Annotated in this window: 19 protein-coding genes and 1 tRNA gene; 11 read left to right on the plus strand and 9 right to left on the minus strand. The window is 70.2% G+C overall.

What is annotated here, in order from left to right; genetic code table 11:
- Positions 1-13: 13 nt before the first annotated feature.
- A complete protein-coding gene (locus ASF58_RS02895; protein WP_055947060.1) occupies positions 14-265 on the minus strand; it encodes a hypothetical protein in 252 nt (83 codons plus the stop codon).
- 318 nt (positions 266-583) lie between these two features.
- On the opposite strand from ASF58_RS02895, the gene ASF58_RS02900 reads away from it, so the two are divergent.
- Positions 584-1,297, plus strand: a complete 714-nt coding sequence (locus ASF58_RS02900) for a YoaK family protein (protein WP_055947061.1) — start codon at positions 584-586, stop codon at positions 1,295-1,297.
- Between the two features lie 21 nt (positions 1,298-1,318).
- Here ASF58_RS02900 and ASF58_RS25560 read toward each other — a convergent pair whose 3' ends face one another.
- Positions 1,319-3,280, minus strand: a complete 1,962-nt coding sequence (locus tag ASF58_RS25560; RefSeq protein WP_055947063.1) for a hypothetical protein — start codon at positions 3,278-3,280, stop codon at positions 1,319-1,321.
- A gap of 2 nt (positions 3,281-3,282) precedes the next feature.
- On the minus strand, positions 3,283-4,785 hold the full coding sequence (locus ASF58_RS02910) for an NAD(P)/FAD-dependent oxidoreductase (protein WP_055947064.1): 1,503 nt from the start codon (positions 4,783-4,785) through the stop codon (positions 3,283-3,285).
- Positions 4,786-4,973: 188 nt separating this feature from the next.
- Here ASF58_RS02910 and ASF58_RS02915 point away from each other — a divergent pair, with 188 nt between their 5' ends.
- Complete coding sequence (locus tag ASF58_RS02915; protein ID WP_055947065.1) at positions 4,974-5,735, plus strand: DUF3750 domain-containing protein; 762 nt, start codon at positions 4,974-4,976, stop codon at positions 5,733-5,735.
- A 74-nt stretch (positions 5,736-5,809) separates the two neighbouring features.
- Positions 5,810-5,992 (plus strand): hypothetical protein, encoded by a 183-nt coding sequence (locus tag ASF58_RS02920; RefSeq protein WP_055947067.1) that lies wholly within the window; start codon positions 5,810-5,812, stop codon positions 5,990-5,992.
- Between the two features lie 25 nt (positions 5,993-6,017).
- Here ASF58_RS02920 and ASF58_RS02925 read toward each other — a convergent pair whose 3' ends face one another.
- A complete protein-coding gene (locus tag ASF58_RS02925) occupies positions 6,018-6,197 on the minus strand; it encodes a hypothetical protein (RefSeq protein WP_055947068.1) in 180 nt (59 codons plus the stop codon).
- A gap of 785 nt (positions 6,198-6,982) precedes the next feature.
- Here ASF58_RS02925 and ASF58_RS02930 point away from each other — a divergent pair.
- Both ASF58_RS02930 and ASF58_RS02935 read left to right on the plus strand, forming a co-directional pair.
- A complete protein-coding gene (locus tag ASF58_RS02930) occupies positions 6,983-7,204 on the plus strand; it encodes a hypothetical protein (protein WP_055947070.1) in 222 nt (73 codons plus the stop codon).
- A 71-nt stretch (positions 7,205-7,275) separates the two neighbouring features.
- Entirely contained in the window at positions 7,276-7,593 is a 318-nt protein-coding gene (locus tag ASF58_RS02935; protein ID WP_055948705.1) for a hypothetical protein, read from the plus strand.
- A 219-nt stretch (positions 7,594-7,812) separates the two neighbouring features.
- On the opposite strand, the gene ASF58_RS25565 is transcribed toward ASF58_RS02935, so the two are convergent.
- Positions 7,813-8,082 carry a hypothetical protein gene (locus ASF58_RS25565; RefSeq protein WP_156375511.1) on the minus strand — a complete coding sequence of 90 codons (270 nt, stop codon included), beginning with the start codon at positions 8,080-8,082 and terminating at the stop codon, positions 7,813-7,815.
- A gap of 415 nt (positions 8,083-8,497) precedes the next feature.
- Here ASF58_RS25565 and ASF58_RS02940 point away from each other — a divergent pair, with 415 nt between their 5' ends.
- Complete coding sequence (locus ASF58_RS02940) at positions 8,498-8,764, plus strand: hypothetical protein (RefSeq protein ID WP_103708241.1); 267 nt, start codon at positions 8,498-8,500, stop codon at positions 8,762-8,764.
- Between the two features lie 206 nt (positions 8,765-8,970).
- Here the strand turns inward: ASF58_RS02940 and ASF58_RS02945 are convergent, their stop codons facing one another.
- The gene (locus tag ASF58_RS02945) at positions 8,971-9,252 is read right to left on the minus strand and encodes a hypothetical protein (RefSeq protein ID WP_055947072.1); all 282 of its coding nucleotides are present in this window, start codon (positions 9,250-9,252) and stop codon (positions 8,971-8,973) included.
- A 490-nt stretch (positions 9,253-9,742) separates the two neighbouring features.
- Here ASF58_RS02945 and ASF58_RS02950 point away from each other — a divergent pair, with 490 nt between their 5' ends.
- From ASF58_RS02950 to ASF58_RS02970, 4 genes are all read left to right on the plus strand, one after another.
- On the plus strand, positions 9,743-12,103 hold the full coding sequence (locus ASF58_RS02950) for an EAL domain-containing protein (protein ID WP_162242026.1): 2,361 nt from the start codon (positions 9,743-9,745) through the stop codon (positions 12,101-12,103).
- 196 nt (positions 12,104-12,299) lie between these two features.
- Positions 12,300-13,439 (plus strand): GGDEF domain-containing protein, encoded by a 1,140-nt coding sequence (locus tag ASF58_RS02955; RefSeq protein ID WP_055947074.1) that lies wholly within the window; start codon positions 12,300-12,302, stop codon positions 13,437-13,439.
- Positions 13,440-13,710: 271 nt separating this feature from the next.
- Complete coding sequence (locus ASF58_RS02960; protein ID WP_055947076.1) at positions 13,711-15,027, plus strand: hypothetical protein; 1,317 nt, start codon at positions 13,711-13,713, stop codon at positions 15,025-15,027.
- 934 nt (positions 15,028-15,961) lie between these two features.
- The gene (locus ASF58_RS02970) at positions 15,962-16,255 is read left to right on the plus strand and encodes a hypothetical protein (RefSeq protein ID WP_055947080.1); all 294 of its coding nucleotides are present in this window, start codon (positions 15,962-15,964) and stop codon (positions 16,253-16,255) included.
- A gap of 381 nt (positions 16,256-16,636) precedes the next feature.
- Here the strand turns inward: ASF58_RS02970 and ASF58_RS02975 are convergent.
- The 3 genes from ASF58_RS02975 to htpG form a co-directional block, all read right to left on the minus strand.
- A tRNA-Thr gene (locus tag ASF58_RS02975) sits at positions 16,637-16,712 on the minus strand.
- A gap of 74 nt (positions 16,713-16,786) precedes the next feature.
- Positions 16,787-18,439, minus strand: a complete 1,653-nt coding sequence (locus ASF58_RS02980) for a DEAD/DEAH box helicase (RefSeq protein WP_055947082.1) — start codon at positions 18,437-18,439, stop codon at positions 16,787-16,789.
- A 295-nt stretch (positions 18,440-18,734) separates the two neighbouring features.
- A complete protein-coding gene (htpG, locus tag ASF58_RS02985) occupies positions 18,735-20,588 on the minus strand; it encodes a molecular chaperone HtpG (RefSeq protein WP_055947084.1) in 1,854 nt (617 codons plus the stop codon).
- A 249-nt stretch (positions 20,589-20,837) separates the two neighbouring features.
- Between htpG and ASF58_RS02990 the strand changes: the two genes are divergently transcribed.
- Entirely contained in the window at positions 20,838-21,149 is a 312-nt protein-coding gene (locus ASF58_RS02990; protein WP_244477168.1) for a hypothetical protein, read from the plus strand.
- The last annotated feature ends 51 nt before the right edge of the window (positions 21,150-21,200 follow it).

Below are 21,200 nucleotides of genomic sequence, written 5' to 3' on the forward strand. Positions count from 1 at the left end.
CCCGTCCGGAGGATCAGCGCTCGGCTCTCAGGCCCTTGAGGAAGCGGCGTGCGACCTCGCGCACGGCCTCGTCGTCCCGGGTGTCGTCGTCGGCCTTGTCCCAGAGGTGGTCGACGCTGGCCTCCAGGCTCTTGAGCAGGTCCGGATGCTCCTGGGCCAGGAACCGGATCGTTCCGAACAGGAGGTGCTCGGTCGCGAGTTCGCGGTGGCGCGCGTCCGCGATCTGGGACTCGGCGGTGGAGGGGGCGGTTGCGTCATGGCTCATGCCGACACAACGAACGGCCCCGCCGGCGGTTCAGGCGCTCGGACGGTGTTCGCAAGGTTTCTCGTCGTCGTGGCAGGTTCTTTTTCGACGTGGCAGGTTTCTCGTCGACGTGGAACACGCGCGTCCGGTTCAGGGATGATCCCGGGTCGAAGATTTCGGCTTCAGGGTCTCGGACCAAAGATTGCGCACCCCGGATCACGGCCCGGTCACGCACGCCGATGCTTCCGTTTCGCCGCGGGTTCGGCGAGAACCAGGCGGCGCATGGGGGATCGGCCGATTCGACATCCCTCGACCCAGGATCCTCAGCAGACGCACCGGATGGCACCGATCTCTTCTTCCCGCGCGCACGGATCAGGCCGCGGCCGCATCGACACGGACCTCGCCGCCGGAACCGGTCTCGCGTTCGTGGCCGGCTTCGTCGACGCGGCCGCCTTCATCGCCCTGACCGGCCTGTTCACCGCCCACGTCACCGGCAACTTCGTGCTGCTGGGAGCCGAACTCGTCTCGACCTCGACCGGCGTCGTGGCCAAGCTCCTGGCCCTGCCGGCCTTCGTGGGAGCGGTCGCGGCCACCCGCCTGCTCGCCCTGGCCCTGGAGCGCCGCGGGCTGGCACCCCTGCGCTGGCTGCTGGCCCTCGAGATCGCCCTGCTGGCCACCTTCTGCGTCGCCGGCCTCGCCCTGTCCCCCCTCGGCTCTCCCGACGGCGTCGCGGCGGTGACGGTCGGGATGCTGGGCGTCGCGGCGATGGGGGTCCAGAACGCCATCGGGCGCCTCGGCCTCGCGCATCTCGCCGCCACGACGGTGATGACGGTCAACGTCACCCAGGCGGTGATCGATCTCGTCGACTGGGCGCGGGGCGCGGTGCCGCCGGACGGGGCGGCGCGGGACCGGATGCGCCGGATGCTGCCCGCGGTGCTGGCCTTCGCCGTCGGTGCCCTCGCGGGGGCCTTCGGCATCGCCGCACTCTCGTTCGGATGCCTCGTCATCCCGATCGCGGTGCTCACGGTGCTCGCGTTCCTCCGCGGGGATTGAGGCGCGTCGCGGAACCGGCCCTCAGGGGCCGCAGGTGAGCAGCCCGTAGGCGGTCAGGCGCTGCCAGGTCATGCCCTCGACCGTCGCCATCGGTCTCACGTAGGGGTCTGCGAGCGGAAAGACGCGCGCCCCGTCCGGCGGCGCCTGGCCCTCCCGCAGAGGCACCACGATCCAGGCGGGCCCGTCCGGAGCCGCGCAGAGCGTCGCGACCGCACCGGCAGGCAGGTCGTCGGCCCGCGGGGGGACCGGGGGGGCAAACGGCCTGCGCTGGGCCTCGGTGGCGAGGCCGAGGGCGATCAGCCGGTCGATCCGCTCGGACCACAGCATCGCCAGGGGGCGCGAGAAGACGATGCTGGCCCCCTGCAGGTTGGTGATCCAGCTCGGCCGACCCAGCGCCAGCCAGGTCTCGGCCCGCCCGTCCAGCCAGAGCACCGCGCCCGGCCGGCGCGCGATGGCCTCGACGAGGCCGGGCAGCAGGGTGCGGTCCTCGATCCGCCGGAACGCGCGCGAGCGCTCGTCCCAGAGGCCCAGGAGCGTCAGGATCAGCGCCACGGCGAGGACCGGCTTGGCGATCCGGGACCGCTCGGCGGCGAGCCACGCGAGGCCGGCCCCGAAGGCAAGCGACGGCACGATCGGGAAGCTGCGGATCAGGCTCAGGCCCAGATGGGCGCCCTCGGGCCGGTTCGCGGCGAGCCAGCCGAGGGCGAGCGCCTCGAGGACGAGGCGGCCGGCGACGAGGAGACCGACCAGGCCGAGCGTCGCGCGCATCAGGCCGCGCGACGGCGCCAGCCGATCCCGGCGGAGCGCCGCGTGGACGCCGACGGCGAGGAGGCCGGCGGCCGCCGCGATGCGGACGTCCGTGGCGAACACCCAGGCGAGCCCCAGGAGGGCGAGGGTGATCCGGTCGCCCGGCGTCCCGCGCGAGAGGAGGGTGGCGCACAGGCCCAGGGCGGCGGCCCCGAGGACGGAGGTCACCCAGAGGAAGCGCCAGGGCTGGACCTGGATCACCAGGAGCGACGACCATTGCTCCTCGAACACCGCGGTGGCCGCCACCCCGCCGACGCCCGCCAGGAGCCCGGCCAGGAGGAGCCTGCGCGCCCGGATCGGAACGCGGGTCGCGGCGACGAGGATCGTGGCGGCCTGGACGAGGGGCGGGCCCCAGGCCTGGCTCGGCCAGAGCGTGGGGAAGAGGTCGGCGCAGCGCTGGCGCAGGATCTCGAGGAAGGCGGGATCGACGGGCTGCAGCAGGCGCGCGAACAGCGGTACGCCGAGGTGGGCGGCCCCCAGGACCGCGAGGAGGCCGGGAAGCAGGACCAGCAGCCAGCGCCGGTTCTCCGCCACCAGGGCGAGGACGAGCACCGCCAGGCCGGCCAGGCCCATGATCGGGTGGACGAGGCTTCCCACGACCATGAAGGCCAGGGCCCATGCGCGGCGGCCGGACAGGCTCGCCGCGAGGCCGGCGAGGACCGCCGCCTCCGCGAGGGTCCGGGGCGTCGCCAGCGCCTCGCCGATGCGGAAGATGCCCGGATAACCGTAGGAGGCGGGCAGGACCGCCATCGCCGCGAGGACGACCCAGCGCCGCCGGCCGGCGCCCAGGGCCGCCGCGAGGGCCGCCGCGGCGCAGAACCAGGTGATCAGCCCGACGAGGCTGACGGCCAGGGCGGCCGGACCGGGGCCGAGCGTCCCCACCAGCGCCCGCAGAACGACGGGGAACAGGCTGAAGCGCGACTGCCCGTCATGGGTGAACATGAGGTCGCGTCCGACCCCGTCCGGATCGAGGTCCGCCAGGGCCCGCCCCACGTAGATGCGGGCATCGCCGTCGATCCCCTCGTAGGGATGCAGCAGGAGGGTGAGACCCGCCATCCCGAGCACCGGCCAGGCCGCGCGGCGCAGGACCGACGCCCAGCGCGGAACCGCGCCGGTCACGGCGACGGATTCCGGGACGGCCACCGGGCCGTCGGAGGTCCCGGCCGTCGCGCGCATCGTCAGGCCGCCCGGCGCGGCACCATGCGCTCGCTCGTCAGGGCGTCCTGTGCGCCCGAGACGCCCGCCTCGGTGTATTCCGCATCCTCGTTCACGCACCACGGATCGTAGCGGCGCTCTCCGGCGAGGATGTTCTCCACCGTGAGCATCGCGGTCATCATCGCGTGGTCCTGGTTGTTGTACTTGTGCATGCCGTTGCGCCCGACGAGGTGCAGGCTCGGATAGGCGTGTTCGAGGTCCCGCCGGATGGTGGCGACGTGTGCCTTGTAGTCCTCGTCGTAGACCGGATAGGCCTTGGGCTGGCGCACGACGCAGGCGTCGACCACGTCCTCGGAGCGGATCAGCCCGATCTGTCCGATCTCGCGCTTGGCGAGGGCGATCAGGTCGGCATCGGACTGCGCCCAGAGTCCGTCGCCCTCGAAGCAGAAATACTCCAGGCCGAGGCAGGTATGCGCCGCGTCGGGCACCATCTCGGGTGACCACGAGCGAAAGTTCTGCACGCGCCCGACCTGCACGGAGGGATCGTGGATGTAGATCCAGTTGTCGGGGAAATTCCGGTCCGAGCGCGCGATCAGCGCCACGGTGAGGAAGTCGCGGTACTGCAGGGCGCGGGCCTGGAAGGTGCTGATCGGTGCCGGCGACAGCGATCCGACGAGTTCGCGCAGCGGCGCGGAGGAGATGACGTTGCGCGCCGTGAAGGTCTCGCGCGTGCCGTCGGCGGCCTTGGCCGTCACGGTCCAGAGGCCGGTCCGGGCCTCGTAATGCAGGCCGTCCACGCCCCGGTCGAGGCGCAGCGTTCCACCCTGGGCCACCACCTTCGCGGCGGCCGCCTCCCACATCATGCCCGGCCCCTTGCGGGGATAGCGGAAGGACTCGATCAGCGTCTTGATCACGGGCTCGCCGGCGCGCGGCGCCTTGCGCAGGCCGAGGGAGCGAACCAGCGCGTCGCGGATCGCGGCCCCGAGATCGAGCCCGTTGATGCGCTGGGCCGCCCAGTCCGCCGAGATGGCGTCGCAGGACATGCCCCAGACCTTCTCCGTGTAGGTCTTGAAGAAGATCGAGAACAGGCGCTCGCCGAAGCGGTTGCGGACCCAGTCGTGGAAGCTCTTGGGCTCCGCGATGGGACGGGCGCGCGCGTAGAGGTAGGAGGCGACGCAGGCCGTACTCTCGAGGATGCCGAGGTTGCGCAGGGCCTCGAAGGCCTTGAGCGGATAGGCGTAGTACTTGCCCTTGTAGAAGATCCGCGACAGGCGCGGCCGCTCGATGAAATCGTCCGGCAGGAGCTCGTCCCAGAGCTCGACCACGGCCTTCGACTTCGAGAAGAAGCGGTGGCCGCCGATGTCGAACAGGTAGCCGTTATGCGCGACCGTGCGGCTGATGCCGCCGACCTGGGCCGGATCCTTCTCCAGGACCGTCACCGAGCGCCCGGCCTTCGACAGCAGATACGCGGCGGTCAGGCCGGCGGGTCCCGCCCCGATCACGAGCGTTTCCGAGTGGTGGCTCATCGGGCAGGACCGTCAAGTTAACCGAAGGACGAAACACCCCCGAGGTAGCGCGGGAGTGGTTAAGGAAGCCCTGTCCGCGCCGGTGGCCGAGGCGTCCCGCCCGCCGGCCCAGGGCCCTCGGGATCCGACGCGCCGTCGCCGTCCCGCAGCGTGCGGCGGCCCTCCCGCCCGTCGACCCGGCGCCCCATATGCGGTGGGTCCTCCCGCCGCTCGGAACCGCCTTGCTCAAGATCGCCGCCCTCGCCTTCGTCCTCCTCTACCTCGCGCCCATCGCGATCTCCGCCGCCCTCTACGCCAGCCAGACCCGCGGGGACTGGCGCTCCGCCGACCGGTCCAGCACCGGCCTCCTGCCGCCGGCCGCGACCCACCCGGGGGCGATCGTCCGGATCTTCTCGGCCCGGACGGTGAGCTGGCGCGGCATCATCGCCACCCATAGCTGGATCGTGGTCAAGGATGCGGGGGCGTCCGCCTACCAGCGCTTCGACTACACGGCCTGGGGCCAGCCCATCTGGATCGACCGCTTCGTGCCCGACGGGCGCTGGTTCGGGAGCGTGCCCGACACCATCGTGGCGGCCGACGGTGCGGCCGCGGAAGCCATGATCCCGCGTATCCGGGAGACGATCCGAACCTACCGCTACGCGCAGCCAGGGGATTACACGGTGTGGCCGGGCCCGAACTCGAACACCTTCGTGGCCGCCGTGATGAGCGCGGTGCCGGAGATGGCGGCGAGCCTGCCGGCCACCGCGATCGGCAAGGACTTTCCCTACGATGGCCGCTGGATCGGCCTGACCCCATCGCGAACCGGCCTGCGGCTTAACCTCGGCGGCTATGTCGGGCTGACGGTGGGTTGGGTCGAAGGCCTCGAGGTGAACCTGCTCGGTGCCGTGGCGGGCCTCGATCTGCGGCGTCCGGCTCTCAAGCTCCCCGCCCTCGGGCGCTTGGGGTGGTGACGGGCTCGGCCCCCACCGTCCTGCATCGAACCATCCGCCCGATCGACCGTTTCCTGGCAGCAGGAGGTGCGCTCATGACCGTCGTGGCTTCGAACAAGATCTGGCTGGAGGGCAGTACCGCGCGGACCGATGGGCTACCGGTCTCCGCCAATCCCTATCCGGCCGGATCGCAGGAGAGCGCGGACTGGCTGGAGGGCTACACCACCGTCGAGGCCGAGCAACTCGTCGCCAGTCCGGATGCCGGGGAGAACCTGTAGGCCGGGCTGGGACGGGTGATCCGCGCTAGTGCATGCGGCTCGCCTTGACCGTTCCGGTCGTCACCGGCTCCGCCAGGGCGGCGGCGAAGGGGTTCAGCCCCCGCTGGTCGACCACGCTGGCCGAGTACAACGACAGCGCCGCCAACAAACCAATCCCCAGCGTGGCCTTCAGAACCGTCCAGAGGCGGCCGGTAGCGGAGTGCATGGTTTCATCCCTAACGTGGCGTCCAGGCTGCTTCGGCCGGGTTCGTGGCACCATGATGGCCGGCTACGGGAAAGCGCCGTTCCTACGGGGAGACGGTGGCCGAGGACGCAGTCGGTTTCGGGTGTCGCGGATGGCCGTGGTGGCCGTGGGACACCATCCCGATCAGTCCCAGTACGGCGACGGCGGCGAGGATGCGAGGCATCCCGATCAACGTGCATCGCCGGAACCGGATCCATGGCGGCGCCGCTGGCTGCTCCGGGCACGGTCGCTCTTGCCAGGCTCGGTCGCTCTCGCGAGCGACGTTCGCGCCTGGGCACGCGTGCACCGACGGCGATCCGGTCCCGTCCCTGCGCCATGCGGCCGGTTCGAGCCATACGGGGCAAGGACGGGCCGAGTTCAAGACCCGGGAACGGGCCGAACCCTGCGACTCCTTGCTTGGCATCGGCAAGGAACGCCCGTGGCTGCGAGGCATTCTCTGCTCACATCCAGACAGCCGTGGCATACCAACGGGTTCCCCGAATGCGCAACCATATCACGCCGGACCATTGTGCCCTGCCGGGGCCATCGATCGAGGCGGGTCCGGGCTCCAGTGCCGCCCTCCGCACTCAGCGGCTCGAGCGACTTCACGACGAGCGGGGCGGGGATGTGACCGGCCCACCGCCCAGGCCGCCCGGTGCCGGCGTTTCGCCGACCTCGGACTTCGAAGGCTTCGGCTCGTTCTCCTGAGCCACCCCATCCCAGACCGCGTTCCCGACGTGATCGCTTTCCCCTGACAGGATTTTCCGATGACCACCCTGACCCATCTCGACGCCACGCCGCTCCAGACTACGAACGATGTCCGCAAGGCCGACGCCAATCGGACCGGGCTGGACAGCACGTCGATGAACCGCGAACACCGTGTCGGAAACACCGTCGACCAGGTGGATCAGGTCAGCAGCGTGACCCTGCTCGGCTTCGCGGTGGCCGGTTCGATCGTGATGCTCGCCGCCCATTGGCTGGTGGGCTGAACCTCCGGGGCGACCGGCGGTCGTCGATCGCTCGTAGCCCCATGGTGAGTACCGATGACATGGACGGACCGATGACCCGCACCTTTCTCACCCGCGCCGCCCTGGCGCTCGCCCTGTCGGCCTCGCCTCTGGCGGGCGCCGCCCGAGCGGAGTCGCTCGCACCCACCGGTGGCGCGGGAAACACCGGGGTGACCACCCCGTCCATGGCGCCGGGCGCCGCGCCGCGGGCCAGCGACGCCGGGGGTCGCCCTGCGCCGAACGTCGTGGGCAATCCGAGCCCGAATTCCATTCCCGGAAGCAGCCCGGGCCTGAACATCGGTGGCACGCCGACCAGCGGTCCGCCCGGGACCGGTGGCGCAGCAGGCGGCCCGTCGATCGGAAACCAGTAGCGGGGCAAGCCGCCGGTCCGGGGGCGGTGCCCCCGACGCCAACCCCCGGCTGCCGGCGATCGGAGAGGTCGTGAGGAAGGCACCGGGGCGGTCAGTCTAATGGGAGAGCCACCATCCGGCCTGCGGCGTTCGCACAACCGCCGGATGAACCCGGCTCCGCCGTTCGTCTACCTCAGGCCTCCCGAGATCCGGGGGCCGCAGCCTTGACACCCGCGCGGTTCACGCCGTGGCGGGTGTTTTTTGCGGCGCCTCCTGCGACACCGCCACGAATCGTCCCGTGCGACGGGTTTTGGCCGGATCGACCGACCGGACAGGGCGTCCGCGCGGCGCAGGAGTGGCGCGCTGTGCTTCGATAAACGCGACAACGCCGATCGCGATCCAGCGACCGGTCTTGTCTGCAAGACCTGCGATGCCCAGCACAGGGCTGTCTTCCGACGGCTCTCCGGGTCTCGTCGCGAAGGGCCGATGCAAACGTGGGAAGATCTTCATGGGCCACCGCGAAGATCTTTTCTGCGGAGGCCGATCCGAACGGCCAGTCGCCCACAGGCGCGTCCGCACCGGAGATGCCGCCGGCGCGACGCACGTCCTCTCCTGTGCTGGCAGCCGCTGACGCGATGTGTCGAAGGCCTTCCGCGGCCTTGCGAAAACTCCGAGGCGTTTTTCGCGCTCTGTTGCCGGATTGTTGCTGCGAATCGCCTGCTCTTCGTGTCGTGTTCCTGCGTTGAGGTCGACGCCCGATCAACCGTTAGGCTTCATCGCGCCCGCCCGGCTCCGGCCGCGGCGGGTTTTCCTTTGCGGGTTTTCCTCGGCAAGTTTTCCTCGCCAAGTTTTCCTGGGCGGGTCTCGATGGGAACGACGGAGCGGGCGGACTGTTGCCCTGGTGACCTCGCAACCAGGACCTCCCATGATCAGAACTGCCGCCCTCGCTCTCGGCGCCTCCCTCTTCAGCTTGTCCGCCCTGGCCCAGCCCGCCACGGCCCCCGGGGCCGCCCCCGGTCAACCGCGCGGCGCCGTGGTTCAGGGCCAGCCGAACACCACCGGCAACGACCCCAGCGTGTCCGTCTCACGGGGTGCGACCGGGGCCGAGACGGCGACCACGGACTCGGCCGCGGGCGGAAATGCCGGCAAGCCCGAGCAGGCCGTTCCCAACAGCAGCGCCGGTGGCCGCTGACACCTGACGGTCTTCAGCAGGAGCCGTCTTCAGCAAGACGTGCTCCTGGCAAGATCTGCTCTTGGCAAGATCTGCTCCTGGCAAGACTAGAACGAGCGACCCGCCCGGCTCACGCCGCGGCGGGTTCTTCTTGTCCGCGGGCAAGGCTTTGACGCCAAGCTCATTCATCGTCGATGGCCAAGCTCACCCATCGTCGATGGCCAAGTTCACCCATCGTCGATGGCGATGTCGAACGCCATGCCGCGACCGGGTCCCTGGTCGGCGTAGTCGACGAGGACGTAGCCGCGCTCGCGCAGGGCGGCGTCGAGAGCGTCCCGGTGCTTTCGGAACGTCTGACCGATCGCCAGCGGCGTCAGGCGCGGATTGCCCTGACGAAGCTGGTCGACGCCGATGCTCAAGGGCGCGCCCTCGCGATCGGCGATGCGGATGAGGGCGGATGCCAGATCCGCGGCCTTGGTCTCGGCTGCCGATTTCGCCTTGAATGCCATGATGGGATCCTCGTCTCGTCTCGTCGCGATGGGGCTGGCCCGAGCGGGTCCCGCCGCGTCCCAGCCTCTCCATCACCCGAGTCATCGATCGGGGCCCTGCGCCCTTCGGACCCTCTTGCATGGGAGGCGGACCACGCCGAGCGCCCGTATCGGCGCCGGGCCGCATCCCGTCTCAGATTGTGTTCCGTATTCGTTCTAGCAGATGCGCGGTCGGGATGCACGGGCGAACCGGTCTTCCTGGCAGGTTCGGCGCACCGGACAGAGCCACCTCCGCGGCGGCGGCAGAGCCGAACGAGGATCAGGGAGCGCGAAGATCGTCGGCCCACTACAACCAGGCTATAGTATCTGGATCACAAGGACGTGTTTCGCGCCAGCGAACTTAACGCATGATAAGATCTGCGTTCGATCAGGGTCACCTCAAGCAGAGGTAACGCGGCGTTCACTGAAGCTTTTGACGAAGACCTAAGGCCTTCTGGGCTTAATGCGATGCATGATGCTTACCCTCGTCGCGCTTCTGGAAAGCCAGGCTATCCTCTCCGTCCTGGCCGCAGCGACGATCTGCACCCTGAGCGCCTGGCTGACGCTTCACCTGCTCCGGAACGCCGAAGCCGCGCCGGCGATCCGGCGCGGGCGATGGCTGGCGGGCACGGCCCTCGCGGCCGGTCTCGGAGTCTGGACCACGCATTTCCTCGGCATGCTCGGATACCGGACCGACGTCATCCTGGGTTTCCACTCCGGTACCACCATCGCGTCCGCCCTGATCGCGGTGGTGGCGGTGGGCGTGCCCTTCGCGCTCTCTGCCCTGCCGAAGGGCCGCCTGGCCCGGGGCCTCCTGGGTGCGGTGGCGGGGCTGGGCATCGGCGCGATGCACATCACCGGTATGTCCGCCCTCGAAGGCTGCATACAGAGCCAGTCGGGCACGGCCAACGCCTTGGCGTACCTGCTGGGGGCGGTGGTGATGGCGGGGGTTCGCCTCCTGCCGGGGCGACGGCCCTTCGCTGCGATCGCCTGCGCGCTCATCGTCCTGGCGGTGTGCGGAACACACTTCACCTCCCTGGCCGGGACGGTGCTGGAGGGGCAGCCCACCGCGGCGCTCGGCCCGAACATCCAGGTCGCGCTGAGCATCCTGACCGCTGCCGGCGCGGCGATCCTGATCACCGGTGCCTTCATCGCCCTGGCGGCGACCCGCCGCTTCGAGGCCCAGGAACAGGCCCATCTGAACGTCCTGGCGACGGCGCTCCAGAACATGTCCAACGGCATCCTGAAGATCTCGTCCGGGGGAACCATCGAGCTCTACAACCAGCGCCTGCTCGCCATGCTCGGCCTCGCTCCGGACGCCGTCAGGGTCGGGATGCCTCTCGCGGACTTTCTCCAGGCCACGGGGAATGCCAACGGATGGGATGCGGAGCGCATCGCCCGTGTGGTGGGCAACCACTGGCTCTGGATGGGCAGCGACGGGGAGACCCGGGTCGAGCACCTCTTCGACGACGGCCGGATCCTGTCGATCGCCTGCCAGCCCGTCGCCGACGGGGCCGTCCTGACCTACGACGACGTGACCCGGGACCGGCGCGCCCAGGCGGAGATCTCGCAACTGGCCTATCACGACCCCCTCACGGGTCTGTGCAACCGGCGCGCGCTCAACGAACGGATGGGCGCCGCGTATCAGGCCGAGGCCCGATCCACCCTGCTCCTGCTCGATCTCGACCGGTTCAAATTCGTCAACGACACCTTCGGCCACGCGATCGGGGACCAGTTGCTCGTCGCGGTGGCGGGCCGGCTGCGCGCGCTGATCGGCGAGGCGGACATCATTGCCCGGCACGGCGGCGACGAGCTCGCGATCCTCACGCCAGGCGATGCGACCACGGCCAAGGCCCTGGCGGACCGGATCGTGGCGGAGATCGAGAGGCCCTACACCCTCGCGAGCATGACCGTGGTCGTCGGCTGCAGCATCGGCGTGTGCAGCGTCGACGACAGCACCAGCCCCAGCGACCTGATGCAGCGGGCCGACATCGCCTTGTACGAAGCCAAGCGCCGGGGCCGCGGGCTAGCGGTCGGCTACCAGCCCGGGATGATCGAGGCGATCGCCGCCCGCGGGCATCTCGAGAACGACCTGCGCGGCGCGCTCGCCCTGCGGCAGTTCTACCTCGTCTATCAGCCGATCCTGTCGCTCACGAGCGACCGGATCGTCTCCTGCGAAGCCTTGATCCGCTGGAACCATCCGCACCGCGGACTGGTCTCGCCGGATGAGTTCATCCCCCTCGCCGAGGAGAACGGGCTGATCGTCTCGATCGGGCAATGGGTGCTGGACCAGGCCTGCCGGGAAGCCGCGACCTGGCCGGACGAGCGGCATCTGGCCGTCAACGTGTCCGCGGTCCAGCTCCGTTCGCCCCTCCTGCTGGCGCATGTCTCCGAGGCTCTGGCCCGGAGCGGCCTGCCCGCGAGCCGGCTCGAGCTCGAGCTGACGGAGACGGCGCTCGTCGAGGACGGGCCGCAGATCGCCCATACCCTGGACGCCCTGCGCCGGCTCGGCATCAAGATCGCGATGGACGATTTCGGGACGGGCTACTCCTCCCTCGCCCACCTGCGCGATCTTCCCCTCGACCGGATCAAGATTGATCGCAGCTTCGTCGCCGCGGCCCTGAACGACCGCCAATCCCTGGCGGTGATCAAGGCGGTGACGCAGATGGGCCGGGACATGAACATCCCGACCCTGGCGGAGGGCGTGGAAAGCCGCGAGCAGCTCGATCTCCTCCGGGCGATCGGCTGCGACGCGGTCCAGGGCTACCTGATCGGCCGGCCCGCCCGTCCCCAGGCGCTCGCCTACCCGGAGAGCGGCATCCGGGCGGCGTAGGCGCCGGCCCGCCCGGCAGCCCGCCTCGGCCGGCCGCCGGTGAAGGCGGTGCAACCGCCCGGGGGCTGAACCTCCGGGCGTCCGGTGGTGTGAATGTTAACCCAATTTGGGTGATCGATCGGGTGGCGGCGCGCGGTCGGGACCTGTCCGGATCATCACGCGTTCGGGGGCGTCTTCCGCCCGTTCAGGTAGAGCGATGCAGAACGATTCACGGCTGTTCAGCCTGCCCCGCTGGCGCGTGACACGGTGGCTGACCGATGCGGGCCACGACGTCCCCGACGAGATCCGCAAGGCCCTCGTGGCGAGCCTGTTCGGGACGCTGCCGATCTTCGCCGGGGGTGTCCTGAACACCCTCGCGGTCTCGGCGCTCGTGGCGTGGCGTATGCCGCAGAAGCCGTTCCTGCTCTGGTGTGTGCTGGAGTGCGGCATCTGCCTCACCCGCCTCCTGGTGCTCGTCATCGCGCAGCGGGCCGCCGCCGCGCGCCGCAGGACCCCGACCGACCTCTACATCCTGCTCGGCCTCGCCTGGGCCGCGAGCGTCGGCTACGGCACCTTCATCAGCCTGACCAGCGGCGACTGGGTCGTGGCGACTCTGGCCTGCCTCTCCGCGGCGGCCATGGTCGGGGGCATCTCGTTCCGCAACTTCGGTGCGCCGCGCCTTGCGGGGGCGATGATTGTCCTGACGCTCGGCTCCTGCTGCCTCGCCGCGCCCTTCACCGGGGAGCCGCTCCTCCTCATCACATTCCTGCAGATCCCGTTCTACCTCGCCAGCATGAGCGCGGCCGGGTTTCGCCTGAACCGGATGCTGGTGGCCACCATGCAGGCCGAGCGCGACCATGCGTTCCGGGCCCGGCACGACAGCCTGACCGGCCTTCTGAACCGCGCCGGACTGGCGGACGCGATCGCGGCGCGGCGCGATGATCTCGCAGCCCTGCTGTATCTCGACCTCGATGGCTTCAAGGCCATCAACGACACGCATGGCCACGCCGCGGGGGATCAGCTGCTCCAGGCCGTCGCGGAGCGCCTGCGGACCAGCGCGCGGCCGCAGGATGTGGTCGCGCGCATCGGAGGCGACGAGTTCGTCGTCCTCACCGACGTCCTGGCGCCCGCGGCGCTGATCGCGTTCAGCGACCGGATCGTGGCGCAGATCTCCGTTCCCTTCGCCCTGGATCGCGCCCGGACGGTGCAGGTCGGGGTCAGTATCGGGATCGCGCTGGCGCCCGAGCATGGCACCGACCTGGCGGGCCTGCTCTCCGCAGCCGACGCGGCGCTCTATGCCGCCAAGGCCCTGGGCAAGAGCCGCAGCGCCCTCGCACCCCTGCGCGCGGCGGCCTGACCCGACGTGCAAGCAAGCGGTCGGGTCGGTCCGACTGCAGGGCCCGGCGACAATCCCTCGGGGCCGCGTGGCAAAGACCCAGTGACAAGGGCCGGGTGAGCCCGGCGCCGGAGCGGGCGGGGCGCATCCGTGTCGGTGACCGCGCCCGGCGCGGCGTCGCTGGGCCGGCCGCGGATCGGTTTCCGCCGAGCTTGCGTTACCGTCCATCGCGACGGACCGGGCGGCACTGGCCTGATTCCCCGATGGCGGCACCTGGGAAAGAGAACGAACCATGGGAACGATCGCGGCAACGCTGGCGACCATCGCGGCGTCCACCTATTCCGACACCCTCGCCGGACTTCCCGCGGGCTTCTCGCCCCTCACGGCCCCAGGGCTCACGAACGGCGCTTACGCCAACCAGAACGCGTACGGCGCGGCGGTGACCGGCACGTTCGGCAATCAAGCCGTCGTCGTCCTGAGCTTCCGCGGGAGCGACGACCGGCAGGATTGGATCAACAACCTGCGCGATATCAACGCCGACTACATCAAGTTCTCCCCGCTGATATCCGCCGTCGACAGCTATGCGTCGCAGCACGACGCCACGGTGATCGTCACGGGACACAGTCTCGGCGGCGCCTTGACCCAGGTCTTCATGGCCAATCATCCGGACACCGGAGACGTGGTCTATCAGGCCGCGACCTTCGGCTCTCCCGGCGCCCTGATCGCATCCGCCGCGGATGACCGCATCGTGAACTACCAGATCGCCGACGACCCGGTGCCATATCTGGGGATGTACCGGGCCGAGATCGGGCAGACGGCCAGCGCCGACCCGATCTATGCCGGCACCGTGTCCGTGGGACTGTCCACCGCGATCGGGGACGGGGTCACGCCCCAGGACGTGGCGGCCTCCATCCCGAGCCTGACCGCCGACTACGTCAATCGCGGCACCACGGACTACCTCCCGGGGATCAACGGGACGCAGACCACCCTGACATCGTCGCAGTTCCTTGATGCGGGCAAGTTCCTGAACACCTTCGTGACCTACGGCGCCGAGCACGACGTCTCAGTGTATGTCGCCCGGAGCGGCACCGCGTCCGTGCCCGATCCGGTGATCCGGAGCGCCGCGGCCACGACCGACCAGCCCGATCCGGTGTATCGCTTCTACGACACCAAGACCGGCGATCATTTCTACACCACCAGCGCGGCGGAGAAGGCACAGATCCAGGCCACGCTCCCGGGCTTCACCTTCGAGGGTACGCCGTGGTCCGTCCCGGACGAGAGCGCCGCCACCCACGACGTCTTCCGCTTCTACGATACGAAGACGGGGACCCACTTCTTCACCGACAGCGTGAACGAGCGCGACACCATCCGGGCGAGTCTCCCGAACTACACCTACGAGGGCGTCGCGTTCGAGGCCTACAACGATGCGAACGGCGCGGGGCACATCACCCTGGAGCGCTTCTACAACACGCAGACCGGCCTGCATCACTTTGCGGGCAATGCCGAGGAAGCCGCCGGCATCGTTCAGGGGGCTGCGGGCCCGGGCTGGGTCGACGAGGGCAAGGCCTTCACCGTGCACGTCCCGACGGACGGCCTGCTGCACGCCTGAGCCATCGCCCGTTCCGGCATCCTCGGTCCCGACCGACGCGATGCCGGCGCTCTGGCAGGCCGCAGGGGCGGCGTGACGGTCATCGGGAAGCCCCGGCCTACCTTTATCCGGCGGCTCACGTACGAAGGCCGTGGATCTCGATCGCCTGACGATCGCGGGGCGAGCGGGTGGCTTTGCGCCGCTCGGCTCTGCTGATCTGATGACGACCGCTGGCGCAAGCGCTTGGCGGCCCGATGACGGGGGCGGCCGGAGGCCGTCGGCGTATGTCTGCCCGTGTTCGATCACGACAGGGGCGTGATCGAGCGTGGGGAATACCACGCCGTTGCGAAACGCGTTTCGCCACGTCCCGTCGCGGCACCCGCAGGCGCCTTTTGCCGAGGACGGCCCGGCGCGGTGGAGCGGGTCTCCGAGCCGACCGCCGCCATCGCGGCACGGACGGATCCGGCGATCGACGCGGGCCGACCACCTGTCCGGGACAGGGCTCGACGGGTCCGGGGCGGGGCACGACGCCACGCCGAGCCTGGCCCGGATGGGCGAGCGCAAGACGATCCTCCCGCCGCCGGATCGGAACGCCGCGGCGGACAGGGTCGGCCATGAGCGTGTCGATCACGCGACCCTGTCCGCCTCGAGGATGGCGTCCCGACTTCGACGTTCGCCGGTCGTTCGGGTCTCCATCCGGAACACTTGCGCGCCGCCGATCGAAGAAGCCCGGGACATTCTCGGGCTCCGGCTGCGCCATCATCCGCTCGACTCACTTACGTAATCGGACCGCTCGCATGCGGGGTGGGCGCGTGTTGCAATATCCAGTAAGGATAATTCATGTTCCGCGCGGAAGGGGATTGATAATTCTACTGCCTTCGGTAGCTTCGATTTGATCAGAGACTCAAATTCAATCGGCGCCGGCCGGCGAACCATCCCATCCGAGCTTCAGAACATGAACGAGAACGTCAGCGGTCCCAACAGTCCGGCCGTAACTTCCCCCGCGATCGAAGATCTATTTGTCGCAAAAATTATCGCCTGCTTCGAGTCCTTGGCGGGCTTTTTTGCTCTGATGACGTCTTCAGGCGAGTGGAAGGACGTGACGTCTTATTCGCCGAGGCTGTTGATCGACGGCACGACATCTGATGCGGGCGAAGCGCTGATGCGCCGTCGGGATGGGGCGGCTTGGCAGTACAGGCGCCAAACCGAGGACGAGGCTTTGGAGATCATGAGCCGCGATGCTTGGTAGCGGATCGCTCTCAGGTCACGTCAACGCCCGCATCTGCACTTCCAAGACCGCGCCATGGCCGTTCTCCGATGATCGCCTTCGGCCATCTGCCTGATGCGTCGCGGACGGAGCCCAGGCTCTCGCTCGCGGAGCCGATCGCGGACGCGCGCGCTTCGGGGAGGCTGGCCCGGGCGCCGGCAATCGTTGCGGGCCGGCAATCGTTGCGGGCCGGCAATCGTTGCGGGCCGGCAATCGATGCGGGCCAGGCGTGGCAGGCGAGCGAGGGGGAGGGCGGCGATGGCTCGGACGGCACTTCTCAGCACGCCCGTGAACACCCTCGCACGTCGCTTTCGTAAGCCGAGTTGAAACGGGACTTGAGCGTTTCAACCCGGCTCAGAAAAGTGGTGCCGGTTGCGGGACTTGAACTCGCGACCTACCGCTTACAAGGCGGTTGCTCTACCAGCTGAGCTAAACCGGCGTGCCGTCTTGCGCTACCAGTGCCGTTGGCCCCGCGCAAGCCCGCGTGGCGTTCCGGTGCCGGATCGTCGGGCGTCAGGCGGCGCGATCGTCGAGGCGGCGGGTATCGGCGAAGATGCGGCCGTCCGGGAAGCGGTAGCGGATGGTCTCCGTGAGGCGTCCCTGGGCGCGGACATCGATGGCGGCCGGGCAGGTGAGCTGGTCCTGCACCGCCATGGCTTCGACCGCCGTAATCGGGACGTCGCGATCCCCGCCGAGCTGGCGCCACCACTGGACCGCCTTCTCGCGCGGGTAACCGACCTGCCCGAGGCCGACCACGATCCGGTGGTGCCGGCCGTCGCGGAGGTGGAACGTGACCGCGAGGTCTTCCGCGGAACCGGAGCCGGCGCGGCTGGCGAAGGTCCAGCCGGCGACGGCCTGCCAGGCCGATTCGGCGCGGACGGGCATCGGCCGGGAGAGGATCGGATGGGCGTCGTCGGCGGAGGCCTCGTGGCTCGGGTCACCCATGTCCGCCTCGGGCTCGACCCAGCAGGCCTCGCAGGTGCTGGCATTGAGGGCAATCAGCGCGCCGCAGCCCGGGCAGGGCTTCGCCCGGATCTCGCCCTCGCGGCCACGAATCGCGGCGGCGCTGCGCGCGGTGACGATGTCAACCGGGCCGTGCATGCGGACGAGGCCGGCATAGTCGAGGATCAGGGCATCCGCCTTGTCCGGGGCCCGGCGCAGGGCGCGACCGACCTGCTGCACGTAGAGCCCGGTGCTCTGGGTCGGCCGCAGCAGGGCGACGAGGTCGACCTCCGGCACGTTGAAGCCGGTGGCGAGGACGCCGACGGAGGTCAGGCAGCGGATCCGGCCCTCGCGGAACGCCCGGACGATGCGGTCCCGCGCCCGCTTGGGCGTCTCGCCCGAGAGGGTCTCGCAGGTGTGGCCCTCGGCCCGGATGGCGTCGCGCACCGCCGTGGCGTGGGCGACGCCGGCGCAGAAGGCGAGCCAGGCCCGGCGGCCCTGCCCGTAGCCGACCATCTCCTCCACCGCCGCGCGGGTGATCCAGTCCTGGTTGACGGCCGCCTCCAGGGCGCTCGGGATGTAGTCGCCCCCGCGCCGCGGCACGCCCGTGACGTCGAGGGTCGTGGCGGTGGCCTTGGAGATGAGCGGCGCGAGGTAGCCCTGATGGATCAGGTCGCCGACATTGGCCTCGTAGACGATGGCTTCGAAGAGCCGGCCCGGGCCCTCGTCCAGGCGCCCGCTGTCGAGGCGGTAGGGCGTGGCGGTCAGGCCGACCACGCGCAGGTCCGGACGCTCGGCGCGCAGGGCGGCCAGGAAGCGGCCGTAGCGGGTCTCGGCGTCGCGGGGGATGAGATGGGCTTCGTCCACGACCACGAGGTCGAAGGCGTCGAGGTCGCGGGTCCGGTTCCAGATCGACTGGATCCCGCAGAACAGCACCTGCGCGCCGGCATCGCGTCGGCCGAGGCCGGCGGAGTAGATGCCCGCCGGTGCCGCCGGCCAGAGCGCCAGGAGTTCGCGGTGGTTCTGCGCGATGAGTTCGCGGCTGTGGGTGACGACGACGATGCGATGGCGGGGCGCGCGATCGAGCATCTCCCGCACCAGGGCGGCGATCACCAGCGACTTGCCGGCACCGGTGGGCAGGACGATGAGGCCGGGGCCTTCTTGCCGAGCCCAGGACGCGTAGAGGGCGTCGAGGCTGGCGCGCTGATAGGGGCGAAGATCCATTGGCGGCGCTTCTAGCGCCTGTCGCCTCCGGCGTCCGTGGCCAATCTGCCGCGCGCCCGGGCCGTCGCGGCTCCGAGGCCCCCATGGCGCGCCCGGGCCACCCCGCTCCCCCACGGCCACGCCCGCCGAGGGGTGTCGCTCGGGTGGGGGGACCGTTGGGTGGGGGGATGTCCCGGTCCGGACCGGGGACGATTCCGACGGTCGGATCGAACCGTGTCGGCGCCGTCGGCCGTCACGCGGGGCGAGTCCGGCGAAGAGGCTCCGCCGGACTCGCCCCTGGGATCGCAGGCCGGACTCAGGCGGCCGCGAGGGCCGCCGCCATCTTCTGCGCGAAGGCGACGGGATCCCGCGGCGTGTCGCCGTCCTGGACCCGGGCGAGGTCGAGGAGCGTCCCGGCCGCCTCGGTGATCGCTTCCTGCGCCTCGACCTTGGCGCTGAGCGCGCGGATCAGGGGATGGCGCGGATTGATCTCCAGGACCGGCATGCCGCCACCGCCCCGGCCAGCCCGGCGCAGGAGCCGCTGCATCTGCAGGTCCGGGCCGTGGCCCGAGGCGGAGAGCACCACGGCACTCTCGACCAGACGGTCGGTGGCACGCACGTCGGAGACGTCGGGGCCGAGGGCCTCCTTGAGGGCCGCGACCAGGGCCTCGACGGGGGCCGGAGCCTCTTCGCCCTCGGGCGTTTCGCCCGCGAACTTCGAGAGGTCGACGGCGCCCTGGGTGACCGAGCGCAGGGGCTTGTCGTCGAAGCGGGCCATGGCCTCGGGCCAGAAGGCGTCGACGTGGTCGGAGAGCAGCAGCACCTCGATGCCGCGGGCGCGGAAGCCCTCGAGCTGGGGCGAGCGCTTCAGGGCGTCGGCATCGTCGGCGACGAGGTAGTAGATCGCTTCCTGCCCGTCCTTCATCCGCGAGACGTACTCGGGCAGGGAGGTCCAGCCCTCGACGGCGGAGGAGTGGAAGCGCAGGAGCGGCGCGATCTCGGCGCGGCGCTCGTGATCCTCGTAGATGCCTTCCTTGAGGACGGGGCCGAAATTCTCCCAGAACGGGCGGTAGCCCTCGGCGTCCTTGGCCCGGGTGGTCAGCTCGGAGAGCACGCGGCCGGTGACGGCGCGGCGGATCTTGGTGAGCACCGGCGTCGCCTGCAGCATCTCGCGGGAGACGTTGAGGGGGAGGTCCTCGGTGTCGACCACGCCCTGGACGAAGCGCAGCCAGGAGGGGAGGAGCTCCGCCTCGTCGGTGATGAACATGCGCCGGACGTGCAGGCGCACCTTGCTGGCGCGATCGCCCTCCACCGCCTGGAACGGCTTCATGCCGGGCACGAACAGCAGGGCGGAGAATTCCAGCGCGCCTTCCGCGCGCCAGTGCAGCGTCGCCCAGGGCTCGTCGAAGTTCATGCCGACGTGGCGGTAGAACGCGGTGTACTGCTCCGGCGTGACCTCGGATTTGGCCTTGCGCCACAGGGCCGTGCCCTGGTTGGCGTTCTCCTCCTGGCCGTCCTCGCCGCGGATCGCGATCGGCACGGTGATGTGGTCGGCCCATTTGCGCACGACGTGGTCGAGCCGGTAGCTCTCCAGGTACTCGTCGGCATCCGCCTTGAGGTGCAGGACGATGTCGGTGCCGGGCTCCGCACGGGTGGCGGGCTCGAGGGTGTAGCTGCCCTGGCCCTCGGAGGCCCAGGTCCAGGCCTCCTCGGAGCCGGCCCGGCGCGAGGTCACGGTGACCCGGTCGGCGACCATGAAGGCGGAGTAGAAGCCGACGCCGAACTGGCCGATCAGGCTCGGCTTGTCCTCGGGCTTGATGTCGGCGGCATTCTTGGCGTCGCCGAGGGCCTGGCTGAAGGCGCGGGTGCCCGAGCGGGCGATGGTGCCGAGGTTCTGGGCCAGCTCCGACTTCGTCATGCCGAGGCCGGCATCGCTGATGGTCAGGGTGCGGGCCGCCTTGTCCGGGACGAGGCGGACCTTGGCATCGGCGGGCAGCGCGGAGGCCTGATCGGTCAGCGCCTCAAAGCGGCGCCGGTCCATGGCGTCGGCGGCGTTGGCCACCAGCTCGCGCAGGAAGATCTCGCGGTCGGAATAGAGGGCATGGACCACGAGGTCCAACAGACGCCCGACCTCGGCACCGAATTCGTGCCGTTCCACGGTGTCGCTCAAGGGAACGCCTCCTGATGTCGAAGAAAGAATGAAGCGTGGGCGATATGCCGTCGCGTTCCGGCGAATTCAATGGCGGCCAAGGTTCGGAGGCGACGGGGCGGGCCGGCCATTCGGGGCGGAGGGGAAGAGGCATGCGCGGCGCGCAAGCCCGATTTCCCGCTGCCGGCGCGCAACCTTCGCGGGTCTCGGGCGTAGCCGTGCCTTCACGACACGAGACGTCCACCCCCCACGATCGCCGGGAGGCCCGAGATGGAACCGATGAAGCCGATGGAACCGATGAAGCCCATGGAACCCATGAAGCCCATGGAGCCGATGAAGGGATCCGATCCCTGGTGGCCACAGGAACTGGGGCAGCCCTCCACCAGCGGCGGCCAGAACGACATGCGCTACGCGTTCTTCCCCGACAAGCACCGCCTGCTGATCGAGCGGGACGGCAAGCGGACGACCTATGACAGCGGCGATCACCGGATCAGCGGCGTCTCGCAGTCGAACGGACGCGCGCCGACCTTCTCGAGCCAGAACGGCGACGTCGCCGTGGACGACCTCAAGGTCGTCGACTGATCCGGGCTCGCCGCCGGGGCTCGGCCGACGGGCGCGGGACCCGGCGGCCGC

The sequence above is a fragment of the Methylobacterium sp. Leaf125 genome, assembly GCF_001423085.1.
Classification (GTDB): Bacteria; Pseudomonadota; Alphaproteobacteria; order Rhizobiales; family Beijerinckiaceae; genus Methylobacterium.